14 protein-coding genes are annotated in these 19,962 nt (G+C 72.9%); 11 read left to right on the top strand and 3 right to left on the bottom strand.

Annotated features, from left to right (window positions below):
- The first annotated feature begins 98 nt into the window (after positions 1–98).
- The 3 genes from ACZ31C_RS27860 to ACZ31C_RS27870 all read left to right on the top strand — a co-directional run bounded on the left by ACZ31C_RS27860 (position 99) and on the right by ACZ31C_RS27870 (position 3,723).
- The gene (locus ACZ31C_RS27860) at positions 99–680 is read left to right on the top strand and encodes a TetR/AcrR family transcriptional regulator (protein ID WP_350698246.1); all 582 of its coding nucleotides are present in this window, start codon (positions 99–101) and stop codon (positions 678–680) included.
- A 204-nt stretch (positions 681–884) separates the two neighbouring features.
- Positions 885–2,429 carry an MFS transporter gene (locus ACZ31C_RS27865; protein WP_465797794.1) on the top strand — a complete coding sequence of 515 codons (1,545 nt, stop codon included), beginning with the start codon at positions 885–887 and terminating at the stop codon, positions 2,427–2,429.
- A 190-nt stretch (positions 2,430–2,619) separates the two neighbouring features.
- Positions 2,620–3,723, top strand: coding sequence for a glycoside hydrolase family 53 protein (locus ACZ31C_RS27870; protein WP_465797795.1), 1,104 nt, complete (start codon positions 2,620–2,622; stop codon positions 3,721–3,723).
- Positions 3,724–3,904: 181 nt separating this feature from the next.
- Here the strand turns inward: ACZ31C_RS27870 and ACZ31C_RS27875 are convergent, their stop codons facing one another.
- Positions 3,905–5,305: a S8 family serine peptidase gene (locus ACZ31C_RS27875; protein ID WP_465797796.1), complete on the bottom strand. Its 1,401-nt coding sequence runs from the start codon at positions 5,303–5,305 to the stop codon at positions 3,905–3,907.
- Positions 5,306–5,549: 244 nt separating this feature from the next.
- On the opposite strand from ACZ31C_RS27875, the gene ACZ31C_RS27880 reads away from it, so the two are divergent.
- Entirely contained in the window at positions 5,550–7,232 is a 1,683-nt protein-coding gene (locus tag ACZ31C_RS27880) for a hypothetical protein (protein WP_465797797.1), read from the top strand.
- On the opposite strand, the gene ACZ31C_RS27885 is transcribed toward ACZ31C_RS27880, so the two are convergent.
- Positions 7,151–9,085: a hypothetical protein gene (locus ACZ31C_RS27885; RefSeq protein ID WP_465797799.1), complete on the bottom strand. Its 1,935-nt coding sequence runs from the start codon at positions 9,083–9,085 to the stop codon at positions 7,151–7,153. The genes ACZ31C_RS27880 and ACZ31C_RS27885 overlap by 82 nt on opposite strands.
- A 132-nt stretch (positions 9,086–9,217) precedes the next feature.
- Between ACZ31C_RS27885 and ACZ31C_RS27890 the strand changes: the two genes are divergently transcribed.
- Both ACZ31C_RS27890 and ACZ31C_RS27895 read left to right on the top strand, forming a co-directional pair.
- Positions 9,218–10,759 carry a S8 family serine peptidase gene (locus tag ACZ31C_RS27890; RefSeq protein WP_465797800.1) on the top strand — a complete coding sequence of 514 codons (1,542 nt, stop codon included), beginning with the start codon at positions 9,218–9,220 and terminating at the stop codon, positions 10,757–10,759.
- 12 nt (positions 10,760–10,771) lie between these two features.
- On the top strand, positions 10,772–11,968 hold the full coding sequence (locus tag ACZ31C_RS27895; protein WP_465797801.1) for a S8 family serine peptidase: 1,197 nt from the start codon (positions 10,772–10,774) through the stop codon (positions 11,966–11,968).
- 7 nt (positions 11,969–11,975) lie between these two features.
- Here ACZ31C_RS27895 and eccCa read toward each other — a convergent pair whose 3' ends face one another.
- Positions 11,976–15,923, bottom strand: a complete 3,948-nt coding sequence (gene eccCa, locus ACZ31C_RS27900; RefSeq protein WP_465797829.1) for a type VII secretion protein EccCa — start codon at positions 15,921–15,923, stop codon at positions 11,976–11,978.
- Positions 15,924–16,110: 187 nt separating this feature from the next.
- Here eccCa and eccD point away from each other — a divergent pair, with 187 nt between their 5' ends.
- Genes eccD through ACZ31C_RS27925 form a run of 5 tightly spaced genes read left to right on the top strand, consistent with a single transcriptional unit; the run spans position 16,111 to position 19,937 of the window.
- Positions 16,111–17,508: a type VII secretion integral membrane protein EccD gene (eccD, locus tag ACZ31C_RS27905; RefSeq protein WP_465797802.1), complete on the top strand. Its 1,398-nt coding sequence runs from the start codon at positions 16,111–16,113 to the stop codon at positions 17,506–17,508.
- Positions 17,509–17,513: 5 nt separating this feature from the next.
- Entirely contained in the window at positions 17,514–18,911 is a 1,398-nt protein-coding gene (eccB, locus tag ACZ31C_RS27910) for a type VII secretion protein EccB (protein WP_465797803.1), read from the top strand.
- A 57-nt stretch (positions 18,912–18,968) separates the two neighbouring features.
- Positions 18,969–19,268: a hypothetical protein gene (locus ACZ31C_RS27915; protein WP_465797804.1), complete on the top strand. Its 300-nt coding sequence runs from the start codon at positions 18,969–18,971 to the stop codon at positions 19,266–19,268.
- Between the two features lie 35 nt (positions 19,269–19,303).
- A complete protein-coding gene (locus ACZ31C_RS27920; RefSeq protein WP_387256962.1) occupies positions 19,304–19,600 on the top strand; it encodes a WXG100 family type VII secretion target in 297 nt (98 codons plus the stop codon).
- 13 nt (positions 19,601–19,613) lie between these two features.
- Entirely contained in the window at positions 19,614–19,937 is a 324-nt protein-coding gene (locus ACZ31C_RS27925; protein WP_465797805.1) for a hypothetical protein, read from the top strand.
- Positions 19,938–19,962: the final 25 nt, after the last annotated feature.

Genomic DNA, 19,962 nt, shown 5'->3' on the forward strand with positions numbered 1-19,962 from the left:
CCGCGCAACGCGCACCGCTCGTGCGGGTGGTCGGTCCGCTTGCGTTGTACTGTCGACCAACTGGTCCGTAGTTGAGTCGATGACGGGTGGGTGTGCCGGTGACTGAGGGGCGGCAGACGCGGAACGCCGAGCGCACTCGGCGGGCGGTGCTCGACGCGGCCACTCCGATGCTCCTGGAGAGAGGCGACGCCATCACCCTGGCGCAGGTCGCCTCGGCCGCCGGCGTGTCGAAGAGCGGCCTGATCCACCACTTCGGCAGCCGGGAGCAGTTGGTGATCGCCGTGGTGGAGGACATGTACGAACGCTTCGGGGAGGCGGTCCTCGGCCACCTCGACCTGTCGGAGAACTACCCCGGCAAGATGCTCCGTGCCTACGTCCGCGCACTCTGCGCCGGGAGCGCCGACGCGGTGGCGGCGCGCGACGTCACGTCGGCGCCGATCTGGAACGGCCTGTACGCGATTCCCGGGGTTGCCGCCGTGGTGCGCGAGCGCGGTGTGTGGTGGAGCGAGCAGTTCGCCGCCGACGGGCTGAGTGCCGAGCGGATCCAGCTCGTGCGTCGAGCCGCTGAGGGTGTCGCGCTCGCGGTCCTGCACGGGGAAGAGGATGAAGCGAGCATCGCGACTGCGCGCCGGCTCCTGCTCGACCTCGCCACCGACGGCACCTTCCCCGCACCCATCTGACCTTCTGTCTACTCCTTCGGGTCCGCTGCGCCAGCCGGCGCAGCGGACCTCTTTGTGTGCCGGGAGGGCTGGCGGACAGGTGACGGGTCGACCCTGACCGCACGATCACCCGGCTCAACAAACCATCCGCGTTGTCTAACCGACCATCTGGACGGTAACTTGAGTGGAGGTCACCGCCCCGCCGACTGCTGACGAGGAATCCTGATGATTGACGCCCCTCCCAAGGCCACCACCAGGACCTGGCTCGGCCTCGCCGTTCTCGTCCTGCCCCTGCTGCTGATCACGATCGACGGCACTGTCCTGATCCTGGGGCTGCCCGCGATCTCCGCCGACCTGAGCCCCACCGGCATCGAGCAGCTCTGGATGATTGACATCTACTCACTCGTCCTCGCCGGTCTGCTCGTGGCGATGAGTACCGTGGGTGATCGTTTCGGCCGACGACGCAACCTGCTCATCGGCGCGGTCGTCTTCGCGATCGCCTCCGTTGCCGGCGCGCTGGCCACAGCGCCGTGGATGCTGATCGGCGCCCGCGCTCTCCTGGGCGTGGGCGGTGCGATCATGATGCCCTCGACGCTGTCGTTGGTACGCAACATGTTCCTCGACCGGCAGCAGCGCCGTTACGCGATGGCCGTGTGGGGCGCGATGGCGTCAGTCGGCGCGGCGGTCGGGCCGATCCTCGGTGGCTGGGTCATCGAGGCATTCAGTTGGCAGGCAGCGTTCCTGATGAACATGCCCGTGATGCTGCTCCTCGTGATCGTCGGTCCACTCCTGCTGCCCGAGAGCCGCAACCCCGCGCTGCACAGGATCGACCTGCCCAGCGTCGGACTGTCCCTGGTGGGCATGATCGGCGTGGTCTACGCCGTCAAGACCCTGGCCGGCGGCAAGGACACCGGTCTGGCGGTGGCGGCCCTCGTCGTCGGCCTGATCGCGGTCGTCCAGTTCGTGCGCAGGCAGCTCACCCTGCCGACGCCGCTCATGGAGGTCCGGCTGTTCGGGGTGCGGCACTTCCGGGGCGCTGTCATCGGAGATCTGCTGTCGATCTTCGCGATGGTCGGCGCGCTGGTCGCGCTCGTCCAGCACCTTCAACTCGTGCTCGGCCTCAATCCACTTCAGGCTTCCGTCTGGCTCATGCCACAGGCGGTCCTCGCCGGCACCGCCGGATTCGTCGCGGCGGCTCTGGTCAAGCGCATCCTTCCCGCGTACGTCATCGCGGCCGGACTCCTGATCGCCGCCACCGGCTTCGGGCTGACCACCTTCCTGGCGCCGACATCGAGCCCGGCCCTGGTCGCCACCGCCCTCGCACTGGTCTCGCTCGGCGCGGGTGTCGGCCTGACCCTCAGCAACGACATCATCATGAGTTCCATCAAGCCCGAACGAGCCGGACAGGCCGCCGCGACCTCGGAGACCGCGTACGAGGTCGGCACGACGCTGGGCACGGCCGTGCTGGGTGGGATGCTCGTCGCCTGGTATACCAGGGCGTTCACCGCCGGCACCGAGGGCCTGCATCTGCCGGCGTCCCTGGCCGAGCGGGCGTCCTCGACGATGGCCGAGGCGCTGCTGGTCGCCGGCGAGGTCGACGGCCGCACCGGAGCCGCCATCCTCGATGTCGCGTCGACCGCGTTCACCGACGCGATCACCGTCACCGGCGCGATCGGCGCGGCCATCATGGTTCTCGCCGCGATCTGGGCCCTCGTCACACTACGAGGTGCCGCCGCGAACGCGGATCTCGCCGCGGAGCACGAGCACTGACCCGCACCGTCCGCCAGCGCATCGATGCATGTCGACACCTGGCGGGTTGGCTGCCACACTGGACCCACCTTTCACCATGGTCCGCCGGCGCGCCCAACACCACCTCACCTGGTCCTCGAGCCGTCCGGTAGTTCAGCCGGACGTGCCCGCTCCCGGCGCGGGCATCGCATCCTCCACGTGAAGGAGCGCCATGAAACCGTCCCTCCGGGCCGTCCTGGCGGCGGTCGTCCTCGCCGCCCCGCTGGCCCTGACCGCCCCCGCGCAGGCAGCCACCACCCTCACCATGCGCGGTGCCGACGTCTCGTCGCTGCAACGCAGCCTCGACCTCGGCGCGCGCTACTACAACGCCTCCGGCACCCAGGCCGACCCCTACGACATCCTCGCCGCCAAGGGCGTCAACTACCTGCGGCTACGCGTCTGGAACAACCCGGCCAGCGGCTACAACAACAAGGCGAAGGTGCTCCAGCAGGCCAGGACGATCAAGGCGAAGGGCTTCAAGCTCCTGATCGACTTCCACTACTCGGACACCTGGGCCGACCCCGGCAAGCAGTATCCGCCCGCGGCCTGGGCCAACCATTCGCTCAGCCAGTTGCAGACCGACGTCTACACCTACACCCACGACGTGTGCAGCGCCCTGAGGGCGCAGGGCACCACCCCGGACGCGGTGCAGATCGGCAACGAGATCAACGTGGGCATGCTGTGGCCGACCGGTCGGGTCGTCAACAACGACTTCGCCCCGCTGGCGAGCCTGCTCAAGCAGGGTTACCACGCCACCAAGGCGTGCAACAGTGGCACCCAGGTGTGGATCCACACCGCCAACGCCGACAGCCTCGCCAACGCCCGCTGGTTCTACGACGGCATCCGGGCACAGGGCGTCACCTGGGACGTCACCGCCCTGTCCTACTACTGCATGTGGCACGGTTCCCTGGCGAACCTGTACAACGTGATCGTCGACGTGAAGTCCCGCTACGGCAAGCCGGTGGTGCTCGCCGAGACCGCGTACCAGTTCACCACGGCCGACGCCGACCACCAGGGGAACGCGATCCCCGGCACCGTGCTGTGCGACAACATCCCGGCCACCTGGGCCGGGCAGGCACAACAGTTCACCTGGGTCCAGAACACCGTGCGCAACGCCGGCGGCGTGGGCGTCTTCTACTGGGAGCCGACCTGGTACGCGATCCGGGGCAACGGCTGGGACCCGGCGGACATCAACGGCACCGGCAACGGTTGGGACAACATGGCCGTCTTCGACTGGACCGGACGCGTCAACCCGCACGTGGTCTGGACCCCGTGACCCGCCCCCCGGTGGTCCGGCGGATGAGCCCGCCGGGCCACCGGTGGACGACGGCCGGGCCGTGGGCGCGGTGGCACCCGGACAGTGCGGGGCACCGGTCTGACTGGGGCACGACCGGCCACCCGCCCATTCCTACGGCGCCGTCAGAAGGTGCGGGGGAGTGGACACCCTCGGACGCCGGTCACTCTCGCCGTCGCCCCTGTCGGACACCCACCACCAGCAGTCCGACCACCCCGAGCAGGACCACCACCACGGCGGCGAGGCCCGGACCCCGGTCGACGGTGAACGTGCCGGTCCGCCCGCCTGTGGTTCCCGCCTGCGCGGCGGCACCGACGGTGGCGGCGGGGTCGATGACACCCCAGCCGTACCGGGGATCCCGCGTCCGTTCCTGACCCAGTTCGGCGCCGTCGACGACGCGGGCGACCACGGCGGCGGCGTTCAGATCCGGGTGGGCGGAACGGACCAGCGCGACCAGGCCGGCCACGAACGGCACGGCGAAGTCGGTGCCGCTGGCCTCGACCTCTCCGGTGCCGCCCAGCCCGACACTGGCCACCGCGACGCCGGGCGCGAGCACGTCCACGGCCCGTTTCGGGTACGGGTACGCCGGTTCGTCGTCCGTGCCGACCGCCCCGACGCGCAGCAGCCCGTCGTACGGGCCGTCGCCGAGCGCGGAGCCGGCCGGCGGGGCGGCGACCACGAGCACCACGTCGGCGTCGGCCGAGAAGCCGAGCAGGGCGGCGCGGTGCGCCTCGGTCAGAGTCACCTCGGCCGGCACCATCACCACGTCGGCACCGGCGTCGACGGCCAGCCCGACGGCGCGTACCACGTCCTCACCTGTCGCCCTCCCGTCGCGCAGCGGGATCCGGACCGGGAGGATCACGGCCCCGGGCGCCATCCCGGCGAAGTGACTTCCCGGGCGTGCCTGTGCCGCGACGATGCCGGCCAGGGCGGTGCCCCGCCCGAGGCAGTCGGTGTCGCCGCGGCCGTCGACGACCTCCACGTCCGCGCCGGGGCGGACCCGCCCGGCGAGCGCCGGCACGGTGGCGTCGACTCCGGAGTCGACCACGGCCACGGTCACCCCGTTGCCGGTGCTCCGCTGCCAGGCGACGCTCGGCGCGAGCCGCAACTGCGCCCACGGCACCGCCATGTCGCTGGTGGTGGCCGCTGAACCGCACCCGTCGCCGGACGAACGGCCGTCGGCTCTCGACGGCGGTGGCGTGGGCGGGGCCGGGACGCGAGTCGGCAGGAGTCCGTGCAGGACCCCGTCGCCGTACGCATCCCAGGGCAGGACGAGCAGCCAGCCGACCCGGAGCTCCGTGGGGTCGGTGAGCGTGCCACCGTCCGGCTGGGGGCGTCCCTGGTTGAGCGCGACGATCGACAGGTAGCGGTCGCCGCTGCCCAGCAGCCGGGTCGAGATGTCCCACAGAGACTCCGCCGCGCCGCCGTCGGTGCCCTGCACGACGTAGTACTTCACGTGGGAACCGGCCGGATTCGGTACCGGTTCGGCCCGGGCCGGCACCGGGGCGCCGAGGCACAGCAGAGCGGCGACCAGCGGTGCGATGAACCGTCGTGGCGCTCCCAACGATCACACCTCCAGGTCACCAGCCGCCCCCGTCACGACTGCCCCGCCGTCTTGCAAGATACCCGGGTCCGTCGTAGCCGTTGACCGATCATCGTGCTCCCGCCACCGTGTGAACCTGACGGCGGTGGCGTGCGTAGTGGGTGCGGCAAAACCGGTGTAGCGGGTCGGTGGTCCGGAGTGGATCGCGGTCGGAAAGGGGCGGTCGACGATGGGGCTTCGCGTCAGTCGACGCCGGACCGGTGGCATGGCTGCCGTGGTACTGGTGTCCGCCCTCCTGGCGCTCGCGACTGCCGGACCGGCCCGTGCCGCTGCACCTGCGGACACACCGACGCCAGCTACCGCGGGTTCCACCACGACCCGGTACTACGTCGTCGGCGCGACCGATCAGGGCGCACCGGAGTTCCTGTACCAGATCGCGGCCCGCACCCTCGGCGACGGCAACCGGTTCCGGGAGATCTTCGAGCTCAACCGGGACCGGTTGCAGCCGGACGGCGAGCGGCTCACCGACCCGCTGGTGCTGCGCGAGGGCTGGCTGCTGGAGTTGCCGGCCGACGCCGACGGCCCTGGAGTGACGGTGGGACCGTTGCCGGAGGTGACGGCACCGGCCGCATCCGCCAGTGAGGCACCGGTCGCGGGACCGCCGCCGACCGACCCGGACCCGGACGGTGTCGGCGGCTTCCTGTTCCGGCTGGCGGCCTTCGGTGTCATGGTGGTGCTGCTCGCGATCGTGCTGTGGATGCTGCGACGCGGGCGGTCGGGACCGAGCCAGGCCGTCACCGCGTCGGTCGGGGAACCGCCCGCACCGCGCATCCGACCGGAGCGCAGCCCGGCATCCGGAGCGCAGGTCGCCCGGGCATCCGGACCGCCGATGCCCGCCGTCGTCGTTCCGGCTGACACCGGACCGCTGGACGCCGCCCCGGCATCCGACGACCCGCAGAGGATCGCCGTCCCGCTGCCGCCACCGGTGTCCGCCCCCGTCGGTCTGACCGCCGAAGCCGAACCGGGCCCTGCGAACGACCAGGCCACCGATGTCGGCCCGGCCGTCAGTGCCAGCCCGTTCACCGGTGCCAGCCCGGTGGCCGATGCCGGGCCGGACTCCACGAGCGCCCCGGATCTCACTGACCGGCCGGACACCGGCGGCGCGCCGGACGGCCCGACCGTCACCTCCCGCAGCCCGGCCAGCACGTCGGACGGTCCAATCGTCGCGTCGAGCTCGCGGGACGGGATCGACCAGCGGTTCACCTCCGGCCGGCCGGACCCCGCCGTGCACCCTCGGCCCGAGAGCGTGACCAGCGGATACACCAAACTGCGGACCGAATTCGACGACGCTTCCACCGCACTGCGGGTCCAGCTCGTCGGTGCGGCCGGACCGTCCGAGCCGCCCGCGTACGCCTGGTTGGCCGACGACGAACAGCTCACCGGCGCCAGAGTGCCGGTCCTGCTGGGCCACCGCGACGGGTGGGCCCTCTGGGTCGACCTGGCCCGGACCCCCGACGTCCTGACCGTGACCGGTGACCCGGTCGCCTGCCGACGACGGGCCGCGTCACTCGCCGGGCAACTGCTGGCGGCGGGCGTGGACGTGATGGTCGTCGGCGACGCTCTCGGTGCCGAGCCGCCGCCCGGCGTCCGCTGGTGGGACGAGTTCCCCCTGGACGTGCCCGAGCCTGGCAGCGGCCCGACCGTCGTGTTCAGTGGCGGGTTACGCGGTGCCCGGCTGCGGGCCGCGCGACGGATGGCCGCGGACAGCGGCGGCCGGGTGGTGCCGGTGCTCACCGGGGAGGTCCTCCGCGCCCGATGGTCGATCGTGGTCGACGTGACGACCCCGACCGGAGCGGTCACCCCGACTCAGGCGGACGGTGGCACGGCCGACAGCATCTCCGGCAACGACACGGCGGCCGATGACCCGGGGACGACCATCCAACCCTGAGCCGTCGGTCGGAACCTGCGGGTGACCGTCACCCGGGGATAGGCCCGGCTCGGCAGCACCAGAGCGATCCCGGCAGCCCGCAGGCGCGGGGCCCGGGAGCGCACCAGCGGCAGGCCGTCCAGCCGATCCGCGGTGGCCGCGACGTCGATCGCCCGCCGCGCGGGCACCCGCAGCTCGATCAGCCAGTGGCCGTCCCGGACACCGGGCTGCTCGCGGTGCAGGGGCAGCCAGCCGCCGGGCAGCGCCCGTGCCGTGATGGGCACCAGCGCGTAGCCGCGGCCGATGCGGGCCCGGGGCCAGCGGTCCGCGTCGTTGGGCAGGCCGGCCACCCCGTGCCGGGCCCCGGAACACCGCAACCGGACCGGTGCCGGCTCGTCGAACTCCTGCTCCAACGTGGACACCGAGGCCCGGTCCAGGGAGTAGGCGGCGAGCAACCGGACCCGGTCGAGCCGACCGGCCGGCAACAGGTACGCGTCGGCCTGCGCCAGTAGGTGCTGCAGGTCGGCCGGGACGTGCAGGTCGAGGGAGGTGACCCGGACGGCCCCGCCGGGTGCCACCCGGGCCCGGAACAGGTACCCGTCACGGCGGCCGGCGGCGGCCTGCGCCAGATCGGGACGACCGATCAGGAACAGCTCCGCAGCCGGTACGCCACCGGCCAGCACCTCGGCGGGCGGAACCGGTGCCGTCACGTACAACTCGACCGGGGCGGTGTTCACCGGCAGGCCGTCGGTCAACCAGCTCACGCCGTACCCGGCGGGACGTTGCGGGTCGGCGGCCAGCACCGGGCGACGACCCGCTGGTTCGTCGGTCGGCACGTCGGTCGGCACCACACTGCTCCGAGGGGCGGCGGCCAGGCCGGCCATGATGACCTCGGTGGTGGGCAGCAGCCGACCGTCGGCGGTGCTCAGGTAGCGCGGCGGACCGCCGCACTCGCTGTCCGGCTGATGGTCCTGCCACCGGCCCGGCATGCCGCCAGCGTCGAGCGCACGCAGGTCACCGGAGTCGGCGAGGATCTCGGCGGTGCCGCCGGTCGGCGGTGTCCACACCGTCGCCCCACTGGCCTCGGCGAGCGCGGTGAGCGCGGCGGACAGCCGCACCCGTTCGGCGGGATCAGCCGGCCAGGTGAGCCACAGTCGCAGGTCACCGCCGTACAGCGGCAGGGTGGACAGGGCCGCGGCCAGCGCCGGGCCGGTCAGGATCTCCTGGGTGCCCCGGTAGTCGCCGACCAGGAACCCGGCGGACCGGATCGTGACGGCCACGGTGACCAGATCGGGGTCACCCGGGGCGAGCCGGGCCACCGCCGCCCGCCGGGCGGTGAAATCGGCGCGGGTCGCCAGCACCAGCCCGCCGGGCAGGGCCAGCGCGACGGTTCCGGTCCGGGCCTGCACCGTCCCGTCGACCAGATCGAACCAGCCGGGCAGCGACGACTCCAGGCCGGGCGGCTGGATCACCGTCCAGTCGACCGGGTTTCCGCTGGCCCGCTCCACGGCGATGGCGTCCCGGGGCGCCTCCGGCTCGGCGGGCAGCCACCGGTGCCGGACGTCGGCGCCTGCCGGAGTGATCAGCACGTCCTGACCGAGCATGGCGGCGACCTCGCGGAACAGGCTCGCCCGGCGCTCTCCGTCTGCTGTCAGCATCCGCACGTCGTCACCGGCGGCCCCCGACCGGCGTACCAGGTCGGCGACGTCCTTCGCGGTCAGCGCCGGGCCGTCCGTCCCCAGGGCTGTCAACGCGCCGTCCGGTCGCGGCTCCAGCCAGACGTCGAACAGGCCCTCGACCCGGCGGTGCCGGGCCGCGTCGAGGCGGCGGAGCTGAGGGGGACCGCCGGACGCCGCGCGCGCGATGGGCCGCATATCGTCCATCTATAGCACCGCCGTACGACCCTTGTGGATCGTCGACGACACACGTGATGAACCGGTCCGGCGTGGCGTGCGTAGTGCAGGCGTCGACATGAGGTGGACCCACCCGAGTGGAGGAGGCTGTCGGTGACGGCACAGCGGCGTCGGTGGATCCGATGGTGGTGCGGGCTGCTCGTGCTGGCCGTCGTCGCGTCGCTGGTGACACCGGATCGGGCGCTTGCCGCCCCGGTCGAGACCTATGCCAAGTACTACGTCGTGACCTCGTCCTACCAGGGCGAACCGGAGCGACTGTCGATGATCACACAGCGGTTCCTGGGCACCACGGCACGGACCACCGACGTCCTGCACCTCAACGCCGGCCGAGTGCAACCCGATGGCGGCAGGCTCACCGACCCGGACCAGCTGCGGCCGGGCTGGATCATCGTGCTGCCGTGGGACGCCTACGGCGAGGGAGTCCGCTACGGCATGCTCTCCTCGGTCGGCGCCCCCACCACACCGACGCCGGGCACCCGGCCGTCGAGCACCCCGCGCCCCGCACGGTCCCCGGCGCCCGACACCGGCCGCTGCGCGGTCGCGGCCGGTCCGCAGACCGGCTCGGACTGGGCCTGGCAGGAACTGGCAGCCGAGCAGGCGTGGATGCTCACCGAGGGCAGCGGTGTCATGGTGGCGGTGATCGACTCCGGAGTGGACAGCAGCCGTCCTGCACTCGGTGGACGGATCACCACCGGGGTCGACATCGTCGCCGGCAACGAGCGTGGCGACGTCGACTGTCTCGGATCGGGCACCGCGATGGCCGGCATCATCGCCGCCCGGGGCGACGGCACAGATTCCGGCGGCGGCGTCGCCCCGGCCTCGGCCGTGCTGCCGGTGCGGGTGGTGACGACGGCCCCCCAGTCACGGGCCGCCGACGTGGCCACCGGCATCGAGGTCGCCGTCTCGGCCGGCAGCACCGTGATCGCGCTCGGGGGCTACGTCGACCCGGCCGCCCCAGAGGTGGCCGAGGCGATCCGCACCGCGCTGGCGCACGACGTGGTGGTCGTGGCCGGCGCGACGACCACCACCGGTGCCGCCGCCGGCCCCGACGACGCGGACGGGTTGCTGCGGGTGGCCGGCGTCGGGGTCGACGGCCAGCTCGCCGCCGATTACCGCAGCGGCGGGGTCGACCTGGTCGCCCCCGGTATCGACATCGCCACCCTGGTCGCCGGCAAGGACGGGACGCGGGCCAGCAGCGGAACCCAGTACGCGGTCGCGTTCGTGGCAGGGGCCGCGGCGCTGGTCCGGGCGGCCCTGCCCAATCTCGACGCGGCGGCGGTGGCCCACCGGCTGCGGGTCACCGCGAACCCGGCCGCCGCGCGCGTACCGGACCCGCTGACCGGCTTCGGCATGGTCGACGCCGGCGCGGCCGTGACCGCCACGCTGTCCGAGGAGGAACGGCACGACGAGCTCGCCACCCTCGGCACCGACGCGACCCCTGCTCCGGCAGCGGTCGCCGCGCTGGTGGTGCTCCTGTTGGCCGTGGCAGCCGGAGGTCTCGCCTGGTGGTCACGGCGGGCCCGGACCCGGCCCGTCGACACGCTCCCGGACGCCGTGCCCAGCCACGACGACCACCACCGGCCCGACGATCCGCCGGCCCGACCGCCGGGGTCGCCGGCCGACCGGACCGGCTGAGAGGAGACGGCGGTGCCCGTCGGACGAACGGTCTCCCGAGCGGCGCTCGGCACGTGTGTCGTGGTCACGGCGCTGGCCGTACCGGCGGCTCCCGCCCAGGCCCGACAGAACGAACCGCCGGCCCTGCCGACGGTGACCGACGGGTGCGTCGGCGGGTCACCGGTCACCGCCACGGGGATGCCGTGGGCGGTGGCCCGACTGGGGCCGTCGGCGGCCTGGCCGTTGAGCCGTGGCGCCGGGGTGACCGTGGCCGTGGTCGACAGCGGGGTCAGCGCCACCGCCCCGGCCCTGCGGGGAGCGGTCACGGCCGGCCGGGACGTGACCGACGGCGGCCGGGCCGACCGGGACTGTCTCGGCCGGGGCACCACACTGGCGGGCATCGTCGCCGCCCGCCCGGTCAACGGCACCGCGGTGGTCGGGATTGCCCCGGCGGCGACGCTGCTGCCGATCCGGATCACCGGCCCTGACGGGCGGGTGCCGCCGACCGGGCTCGCCGACGGGATCCGGGCCGCGACCACCCTCGGCGCCGACGTGATCCTGGTCGGCGCCGGTCGCCCCGGCACCGACGACCGGCTCGCCTCCGCGGTCGCCGAGGCCGTCGCCCGTGACATCGTGGTGGTCGCCGCCGTCAGCGACCGGAGCACGCCGTCGTCGGCCACCGCGCCACCGGCCTGGTATCCGGCCGCGTTCCCGCAGGTGCTGGCCGTCGGCGGGATCGACCCGGACGGCGTACCGACCGAGGACAGCCCGCCGTCCGCCGGCGTCGACCTGGTGGCGCCCGCCACCGGCGCGGTCAGCGTCGCACCCGCCGGCACCGGCCACTACCGGGTCGGTGGTCCCGCCGTCGCCGCCGCGTACGTCGCCGGGACCGCCGCGCTGGTGCGGTCGTACCACCCGGAGCTGACGCAGGCAGAGGTACGCGAGCGGCTGCGGCTCACCGCCGAACCGCCCCCGACACCGGGCGACCCCCGGCTGGGCGCCGGCACCGTCGACCCGTACGCGGCGGTCGCCGTCATCGACCCGACGCTGGCCGGCACCCCGGCCCGCGGACCGGTACCACCGGTCGTCCTGGCGCCGGTTCCGGCGCAGAATCCGGCGGTCCGCCGCGCCGCCGTCGCGGCAACGGCGCTGCTCCTGTCGACCGCCGTGGCACTGGCCTCGATCGCGGTCCTGCGGCGCGGGCGACGACGCCGGTGGAACCCGCGCTGACCACCGATCATCCGGCGACACCGGCCACCGCACCGGCCGGCGGCGACAGCTCCGGCGGCGGCGTCCACCCGGTCTGGATCAGTCGATGCCCCCGGCGGGTGCAGAGCAGCGCCCGCCCCGGCGGCAGGATGCGCGGCTTGGTGTTGCCGAGCAGCGGCCCCTCCGACGGCGGGCAGGACAGCGCCAGGTCCGGGCTGTTCGTCTCCTGCAGACGGCGGATCAGCGGATCCATCGACATCCGCATCACCCCCGCCGCACCCCGGGTCAGGACCAGATGGAAACCGATGTCGGTGCCCTGCGGCAGGAACGGGATCAGCGGTGCCAGCGGGCTGTCGTGACCGGCGAGCAGGTCGTAGTCGTCGACGAAGACGAACAGCCGGGGCCCGGTCCACCAGTCGCGGCGACGCAGTTGCTCCGGGGTGACGTCGTTGCCCGGCATCCGGCTGCGTAACCCCTCGACGGCGCTGGCCACGGTCTCCTTCGTCGCCCCCGGCGACACCGAGTATCCGAGCCGGTAGGGACCGGGAACGGAATCGAAGAGCCGACGACGGTAGTCCACCACCATGATCCGGGCCTCCTTCGGCGTGAACCGTCGGGTCACCCCGTCGACCAGCAGGCGCAGCAGACTGGTCTTGCCGCTCTCCGTGTCGCCCAGGACGGTCAGGTGCGGCACCTCCTCGAAGTTGTGCCAGACCGGCTGCATCCGCTCCTCGTCGATGCCGAGAGCGACCCGCAGGTCGCCGTCCGGCGGCGGCAACTCGCCGGCCGGCAGCAGCGCGGGCAGCGTACGCACCGGCGGGGCGGGCGGCCCGGCCCAGAAGTCCCGCACCGACGCGGACAGATCCCGAGCACCCTCGGCCACGCTCTCCGCCTCACCGCAACCGTCGATTCGCGGCAGCCCGCCGAGGAAGTGCATCTTCTGCGCGGTCAACCCCCGACCGGGCAGGTGCGGCACCGTGGCCGCCATCCGCAGGTCGATGGCGGAGTCGACGGCGTCACCGAGACGCAGCTCCAGCCGGGTGCCGAGCTGGTCCCGCATGCCGTGGTGGACCTCGGACCAGCGGGCGGCGGTGAGCAGCACGTGCACCCCGAAGTTCAGCCCCCGCGCGACGATCTGCCGGATCGCGGAGTCGGCGGACTCGAACTCCTGCCGCAACGTGAACCAGCCGTCGACCACCAGGAACACGTCACCGTACGGGTCGTCGGTGATGGTGCCCTCGGCCCGAGCCCGCCGGTAGGTGGCCATCGAGTCGACGCCGAGACTGCCGAAGCGTCGCTCCCGCTCGGTGACCAGCGCACTGATCTCGGCGACGATCCGGCTCACCCGGTCGATCTCCAGTCGGCCGGCGACGCTGCCGACGTGCGGCAGGTCGGCGATCGTCGACAACGTTCCCCCACCGAAGTCCAGACAGTAGAACTGCACCTGTGCCGGACTGTGGGTCAACGCCAGCCCGCAGATCACCGTCCGCAGCAGCGTGCTCTTGCCGCTCTGCGGACCACCGGCGATGCCCACGTGCCCGCCGATGCCGGCCAGGTCCACCACCATCAGTTCCCGGACCTGCTCGAACGGCTTGTCCACGAACCCCACCGGCACCGCCAGACGCCCGACGCCGGGCCAGTCCGCAGCCCGCAGCCCGGCCTGTGGATCCGGGGCCAGCGCCGGCAGCAACTGGTCCAGCGTCGGGGCGGCGGACAGCGGCGGCAGCCACACCTGGTGTGCCGGCGGCCCCTGATCGGTGAGCTGCGACACCACGACCGACAACACACTCGGCGACGCCACGTCCGCCTCGTCCGGTGTGACCTCCGCCGCCGAGGGCGTCTCCACCGGAGTGCGGTACGGCACGTGCTCCAACAGGTACGGCACCAACTGCCGCTGCACCACGTCCTGCCGGGACCGCACGGCCCGGGGTCGGTGCGCACCGGAGACGTACGCGGCCTTGAACCGGATCAGCGTCGACACGTCGGTTCGCAGGTAGCCGTTGCCGGGCTGACTGGGCAACTCGTGCGCGTCCGGCACACCGATCACCGCCCGCGACTCCATCGACGAGAACGTCCGCAGCCCGATCCGGTACGACAGATGCGACTCCAACTGGGCGATCCGACCGTCGTCGAGGCGCTGACTGGCCAGCAGCAGATGCACCGCGAGCGACCGCCCCAGCCGACCGATCATGACGAACAGGTCGATGAAGTCGCGGTGCGCGGCGAGCAGTTCGCTGAACTCGTCGACCACGACGAACAGCGTGGGCAGCGGATCGAGCGGAGCTCCCTGCGCCCGGGCGCGTTCGTAGTCCAACGCCGAGCTGTAGCCACCGGCCTGCCGCAGCAGCTCCTGCCGGCGGACCAGCTCCCCGTGCAGGGCGTCACGCATCCGGCTGACCAGCGCCGCCTCGTCGGCCAGGTTGGTGATCACCGCCGAGGTGTGCGGCAACCGGTCCAGCCCCAGGAACGTGGCACCGCCCTTGAAGTCCACCAGGATCAGGTTCAACGTCTCACTGGAGTGCGTCACCGCGAGCGCCAGCACGAGGGTACGCAGCAGCTCGCTCTTGCCCGAGCCGGTGGCCCCGATCAACATGCCGTGTGGGCCCATCCCGCCGAGCGCGGACTCCTTGAGGTCCAACTCCACCGGCGCGCCGTCGGAGTCGACCCCGATCGGCACCCGGAGCCGGTCCGTCGCCGACCGGGGCGCCCAGACGGCGTCGAGGTCGAGCCGACTCAGGTCGGCGACCCCGAGCAGCGCCCCCAGGTCGAAGTCGGAGTCGAGCGCCTCGGCGACCGGCTCGGTGGCGATGCCGAGCCGGTACGGCGACAAAATCCTCGCCACCGCCCGGGCCCGGGCGACACTGAGCCGGTCGGCGCGGGCCAACGGCGACCGCTTCTCCCGACCGACCGCGTCGTGCCGCACCATCTCCAACCGGTCCTCGACCAGATCGAGCCAGAGCAGATGGCGGGGAGTGCTGGCCGGCGCGACGCCGATGTCGACCAGCACGGCGTTGCGGTAACCGCCGGAGGTCATCCGGGCCCCGGTCGGGATCCGCCCACCGTCGCAGACGACCAGCACGTACGGCTCGTCGCGACTCGGCGTGGCACCCTGCTCGTAGCGCGGGCGCGCGAGGAAACCCTCACCGAGCAGCCGCTCCACCCCCTCGATGCTCTCCGCCACCAGCCGCGTGGCCCCGGCCGCGTCCTGCTCGACCGGATGCTGGACGTGCGGCAGCCACTTCGCCCACTCCCAGGCAGCGGCGCCCTCCCCACCCAGACAGAGCGCGACCACCACCTCCTCCGGTGCGTGCAGGGTCACCAGCTGGGTGACCATGGCGCGCAGCACCGCTCGGACACCGTCGGCGTCACCGGTGAACCGGATCAGGGCGAAGCCGCGCAGGAACACGGCGACCGGCTGCTCCTCAAGCGTGCTGTACGCCTTGATGAAGCGGCGCAGCGACTTCGCCGACAACGGCTCCAGGTCCTCGATCGGCTTGGTCTGCAACGGCACGATCGGGGTGGCCAACCGGGCTCGACCGGTGCCCAACCGCACCTCCAGGAAGTCCGGATGGCTGGCCCGCCGCTCCCACCGCCGCGACGTCATCGCCACCGACCACAGCGCACCGGGGTCGGGATGCCGCCACGCGCCGGCGTCCCGCTGCTGCGCCACGGTCCGCCGCACCCGCCGGCGGTTCTGGGCCAGGTAGCGCAGGTAGTCCCTGCGGTCGCCGCCGAGCCGCCGCTTACGCTCACCGCCGGCCCCCACCATCTGACCGACCAGCATCCCGCCCATCGCGACCATCATCAGGCCGATCATCACCCAGGTCATCGCGCCACGACCACCGCCGACGAACATCAGCATCATGACGCCGGACATCAGCATCATCGGCATGATCGTCATGACGTGCCGCAGCCCGCCGGACTGCGTCTCGGGCAGTTCCGGCGGCTCCTGGAGGCTGATCTCGCCGGCCGGCATCTCCGGGCCGTTGCGTCGCGCCGGTCGCCGGAACACCACTGTGGTCACGGTCCGCCTCCTGTCCCGCTGCGGGCCGGCCCCTGCCGACCGCCCGCGTGCGTCCTACTACGCGCCGGGCCGGTCGGCGGGTCAGAAAAATATTCCGCACCTTCGTTGAACCGCCTCGGAGACGGCCCGTAGAGAGGGCATGAGCATCGCCGTTGGTGAGCAGATGTGCCGACTGGTCGTCTGCGGACCGGACCGGCAGATCGAGCTGGCCGTACCCGCCCAGGTGCTGGTCGCCGACCTGCTGCCGGCGCTGCTGCACCACCTCGGCGAGGACCTGGCGGACACCGGCCTGCTGCACGGCGGCTGGGTGCTGCAACGCCTCGGCGCACCACCGTTCGACGAGGACGGCACCGTCGCCTCACTCGGCCTGCGCGACGGCGACACGGTGCACCTGCGCCCGCGCGCCGAACAGATCCCGCCGGTCGACTTCGACGACCTGATCGACGGTGTGGCCACTGGAGCCCGCGCCCGGTCCGGCCTGTGGCGACCGCAGATGGTGCGCTGGGCGGCGCTCGGCGTACTCGCCGTGCTGCTCGGCACCGGCGCCGCCGTGCTGGCGGCGCCCGGCCCACCCGTACCCCGCCTCTTCTGCGCGGCCGCGCTCGCGCTGGGCTGCCTGGCCGCCGCGTTCGCCCTCACCCGAGCCGTCGGCGACCCGGCCGCCGGAACGGTGTTCCTGGTCGCCGCCGTCGCACACGCCGGCCTCGCCGGTCTGCTGGTGCCGGAGATCGGCCGCCCGGACACCGCGCTGATAGTGGACGGACCACGGCTCGTCGTCGCCGCGACCGCCGTGTTCACCACCGCGGCCCTCGGCCGGATCCTGCTCGGCCGGGCCGGTCCACTCTTCGCCGCCGTCCTCACCGCAGCCCTGTTCACCGCTGCCGGCGCCGCACTCGCCGCGTTCGTCCCGATGAGCACCGTCCGGGCCGCCGCCGTCGTCGCGGTCGCCGCCACCATCGCCGGTACGGCCGTTCCCCTGCTCGCGTTCCGCCTGGCCGGACTGCACCTCGAACCACTGCCCGTCCAGCCCGAGCACCTACAGGAAGGCATTGACCCGGAGCCGAGCGAACCACTGCTCGCCCGCACCGCCACCGCCGACCGCTACATGACGGCGCTCCACGCCGGCCTGGCCACGGTCACGCTCGGCGCCCTGACGCTGGTCGGTGCCGCCGACGGTTGGGCGGCCACGACGCTGGTCGTCCTCGTCGCCGCCGTACGGCTGCTCGCCGCCCGCCCGATGACCAGCGCATGGCACCGGCTCGCACTCTGCGGACCGGCCGTGGTGGGACTGGCCACAGTGCTGCTGCACCTGAGCACCACCGGCACCGGCTGGCCGCGCCTGCTGGTGCCGGCGCTCCTGGTGCCGATCGGCGCGGCACTGCTGGTCACCACCGCCCGAACCCTGCCCGGCCGGCGGCTCATGCCGTACTGGGGACGCGTCGGCGACCTGACCCACACCCTGGCGATGGTCGCGGTCTTCCCGGTCCTGCTCGCCGTCCTGGACGTCTACGCCTTCGCCCGGGCGTTGGGCGGCTGAGGGCCGTGCAGTCACGTCGGGACCAGGTGCAGGCCCAGTCGTACGTCCTGGGCCGGCTCACCGGTGCCCTGGTGGCGGGGGAGCCGGAGACACCGGAGAACCCGCACCGCCGAATGCTGGTCGGCAGCCTCGCCGGGCTGCTGGTCGCCGCCCTGGTCGTCGCCGGCTTCGCGGTCTACGGATTCCTGCGTCCCGGCGGTGCCGACAGTTGGCGACAACCCCGACAACTCGTCGTCGAGAAGGAGACCGGCAGCCGGTACGTCCTCGTCGACGGCGCGCTGCGCCCGGTGCTCAACTACACCTCCGCCCGGCTGATCCTCGGCGCCTCCCCGAAGGTCGTCTCGGTCTCCGGCCGCTCACTGGCCGACGTGCCACGCGGACGCCCGCTCGGCATCGTCGGCGCCCCCGACGCCCTGCCCGCACCCGGAGCGCTCGACGGCACCACCTGGCACGTGTGTGCGCGGGCGATCCGGGACGGCGCGGGCACCCAGGCCACCACGACCACCCTGGCGGTCGACCGGTCGACGACCGGCACCCCGCTTCCCGCGGACCATGCGATGGTCGCCCGCGTCGCGGCCGGCCCGACGTTCCTGGTCTGGCAGGGACGACGCTTCGCGTTGACCCGCGACTGGCTGAGCCGGGCCTTCGGCTACGACGGCGTACCCGTCCTGGTCGAGCCGGGTTGGCTGGAGCAACTGCCGGTCGGCCCGGACCTCGCACCGGTGCCCGTACCCGACCGGGGCCGACCGGGACCGGAGGTGGACGGTCGTCCCACCCGCATCGGCCAGCTCTTCGTGGTCCGCGTCGCCGGCCTGCCCGAACGTCACTACCTGCTGCAACGCGACGGACTCAGCCAACTCGGCCCGCTGGCCCACGGACTGGTGGAAAGCGACCCGGACACGGCCCGGGCGTACGGGCCGACGCCGGTGGCACCCACCGCGTTGAGCCCCGCGGAACTGGCCCGGCTGCCGGTCTCCACACAGCCGACCGTCGCCGCCGACCTGCCGTCCACCCCGCCGACCCGCGCCGACCCCGGACCGGGCCGCGTCTGGTGCGTGCAGCACACCGACGGCGGCGGCATCGGAGTGACGTCACGACCGCCGCTGACCTCGCCGGGCGCGCGCACCGTCGACGGCACCGGCATCACCCGCACCGCCCAGACGGCCGGTGCCGTGTCGATCGCTGCCGGGGTCGGCGGCCTGATCCGGCTCGGTCGACCCGGACAGCTTCCCGGCACCGGCTACTTCCTCGTCACCGATGCCGGGATCAAGTACCCGCTCGCCGATCCGTCCGTCGCCGAGACCCTCGGCTACCCCCCGGACGGCGCGGCGACGGTGACCAGGGCCCTGCTGGACCTGCTACCGACCGGACCACTGCTCGACCCCGAACTGGCCCGCAGATGACCGGCGCCGCGCCCGCGACGCCGCACGGACCGGACATCCGACACGAAGGAGAGCGAGATGCCCGCACAGACCGAAGTAGACGAACAGACCATCCGCCAGCTGCTGTCGGCGTTCGAGGTGGCGATGGCCAACTGCAACGCCGCCGACGCCAGCGTCGACGCGGTGAACTCGTCGATGCAGTGGCACGGCGAGGCCCGCACCCTCTACGGACAGGAGTTGGCGAACTGGCGCGGCGGCCTTAACCAGGTCCGCAACGGCCTGGAGATGCTCCGCACCGCGATGGGCCAGTACCTCCAGGCCACCAGCAACGCCGAGCAGGAGACCTCCACGCACTCCCGCTGGTACCAGGGCGACTGACCGCCTCCTCCGCACCCGAACGAAAGGAAATCCCGATGGCTACCTACGGCCTGAACCCCGACGGTCTGCTCGGCAGCGGCGAGGAGCTGCGCGGCGTCACCCGGTCGATCGACAACGCACTCGACGAGCTGAACGCCGTCGTCAACCGGTTCATCACCATGAACCTCGGCGGTGCCGCCGAGTCGTACCGGGCGGCGCAGACCGTCTGGGAGGGCGGCATGACGACGATGAACAACTCACTCGGTTCCGGTGCCGCCGCCATCGACCGGATCCGCGAGACGTACCAGGTTGCGGACGCCCAGGGCGCGGCCCTGTTCCAGGGCAACCTCTGAACGGGGTACGACGATGCCGATCCACGTCGACGACGGCATGCTCAACGACTTCGTCGCCGTCAACATGACCCTGGCCACCGAGGCACCCGCCGCCGCGAAGGGCCCGATCGACACCCTGGTCATCCGCCCCGGACACCAGAACTTCGCGATCGGACAGACCGTCGGCAACCTGATCCGCACCAACGGCGCCAACATCCAGGCGCGGCTGAACGAGATCGGCACCCTGTCCGCCACCCGTGGCCAGCAGCTGCGTTCGTTCATGGCGCTCACCGACGGCGCCGAGACGCTCAACGAGATGTCGGTCGCCGAGTTCGGCGCCCGCCTCCCGGCCTTCTGACCCGCGCCCCGGACCCGGGCACACC

The organism is Micromonospora sp. NPDC023869, from assembly GCF_055559695.1.

Bases quoted from the DNA above. Each gene is read 5' to 3' on its own strand.
- ACZ31C_RS27920 (WP_387256962.1), top strand. From the start codon at position 19,304: ATGGCTACCTACGGCCTGAACCCCGACGGTCTGCTCGGCAGCGGCGAG.
- ACZ31C_RS27885 (WP_465797799.1), bottom strand. From the start codon at position 9,085: ATGCGGCCCATCGCGCGCGCGGCGTCCGGCGGTCCCCCTCAGCTCCGC.
- ACZ31C_RS27865 (WP_465797794.1), top strand. From the start codon at position 885: ATGATTGACGCCCCTCCCAAGGCCACCACCAGGACCTGGCTCGGCCTC.
- ACZ31C_RS27870 (WP_465797795.1), top strand. From the start codon at position 2,620: ATGAAACCGTCCCTCCGGGCCGTCCTGGCGGCGGTCGTCCTCGCCGCC.
- ACZ31C_RS27880 (WP_465797797.1), top strand. From the start codon at position 5,550: ATGGCTGCCGTGGTACTGGTGTCCGCCCTCCTGGCGCTCGCGACTGCC.
- eccD (WP_465797802.1), top strand. From the start codon at position 16,111: ATGAGCATCGCCGTTGGTGAGCAGATGTGCCGACTGGTCGTCTGCGGA.
- eccCa (WP_465797829.1), bottom strand. From the start codon at position 15,923: ATGCCGGCCGGCGAGATCAGCCTCCAGGAGCCGCCGGAACTGCCCGAG.
- ACZ31C_RS27915 (WP_465797804.1), top strand. From the start codon at position 18,969: ATGCCCGCACAGACCGAAGTAGACGAACAGACCATCCGCCAGCTGCTG.
- ACZ31C_RS27925 (WP_465797805.1), top strand. From the start codon at position 19,614: ATGCCGATCCACGTCGACGACGGCATGCTCAACGACTTCGTCGCCGTC.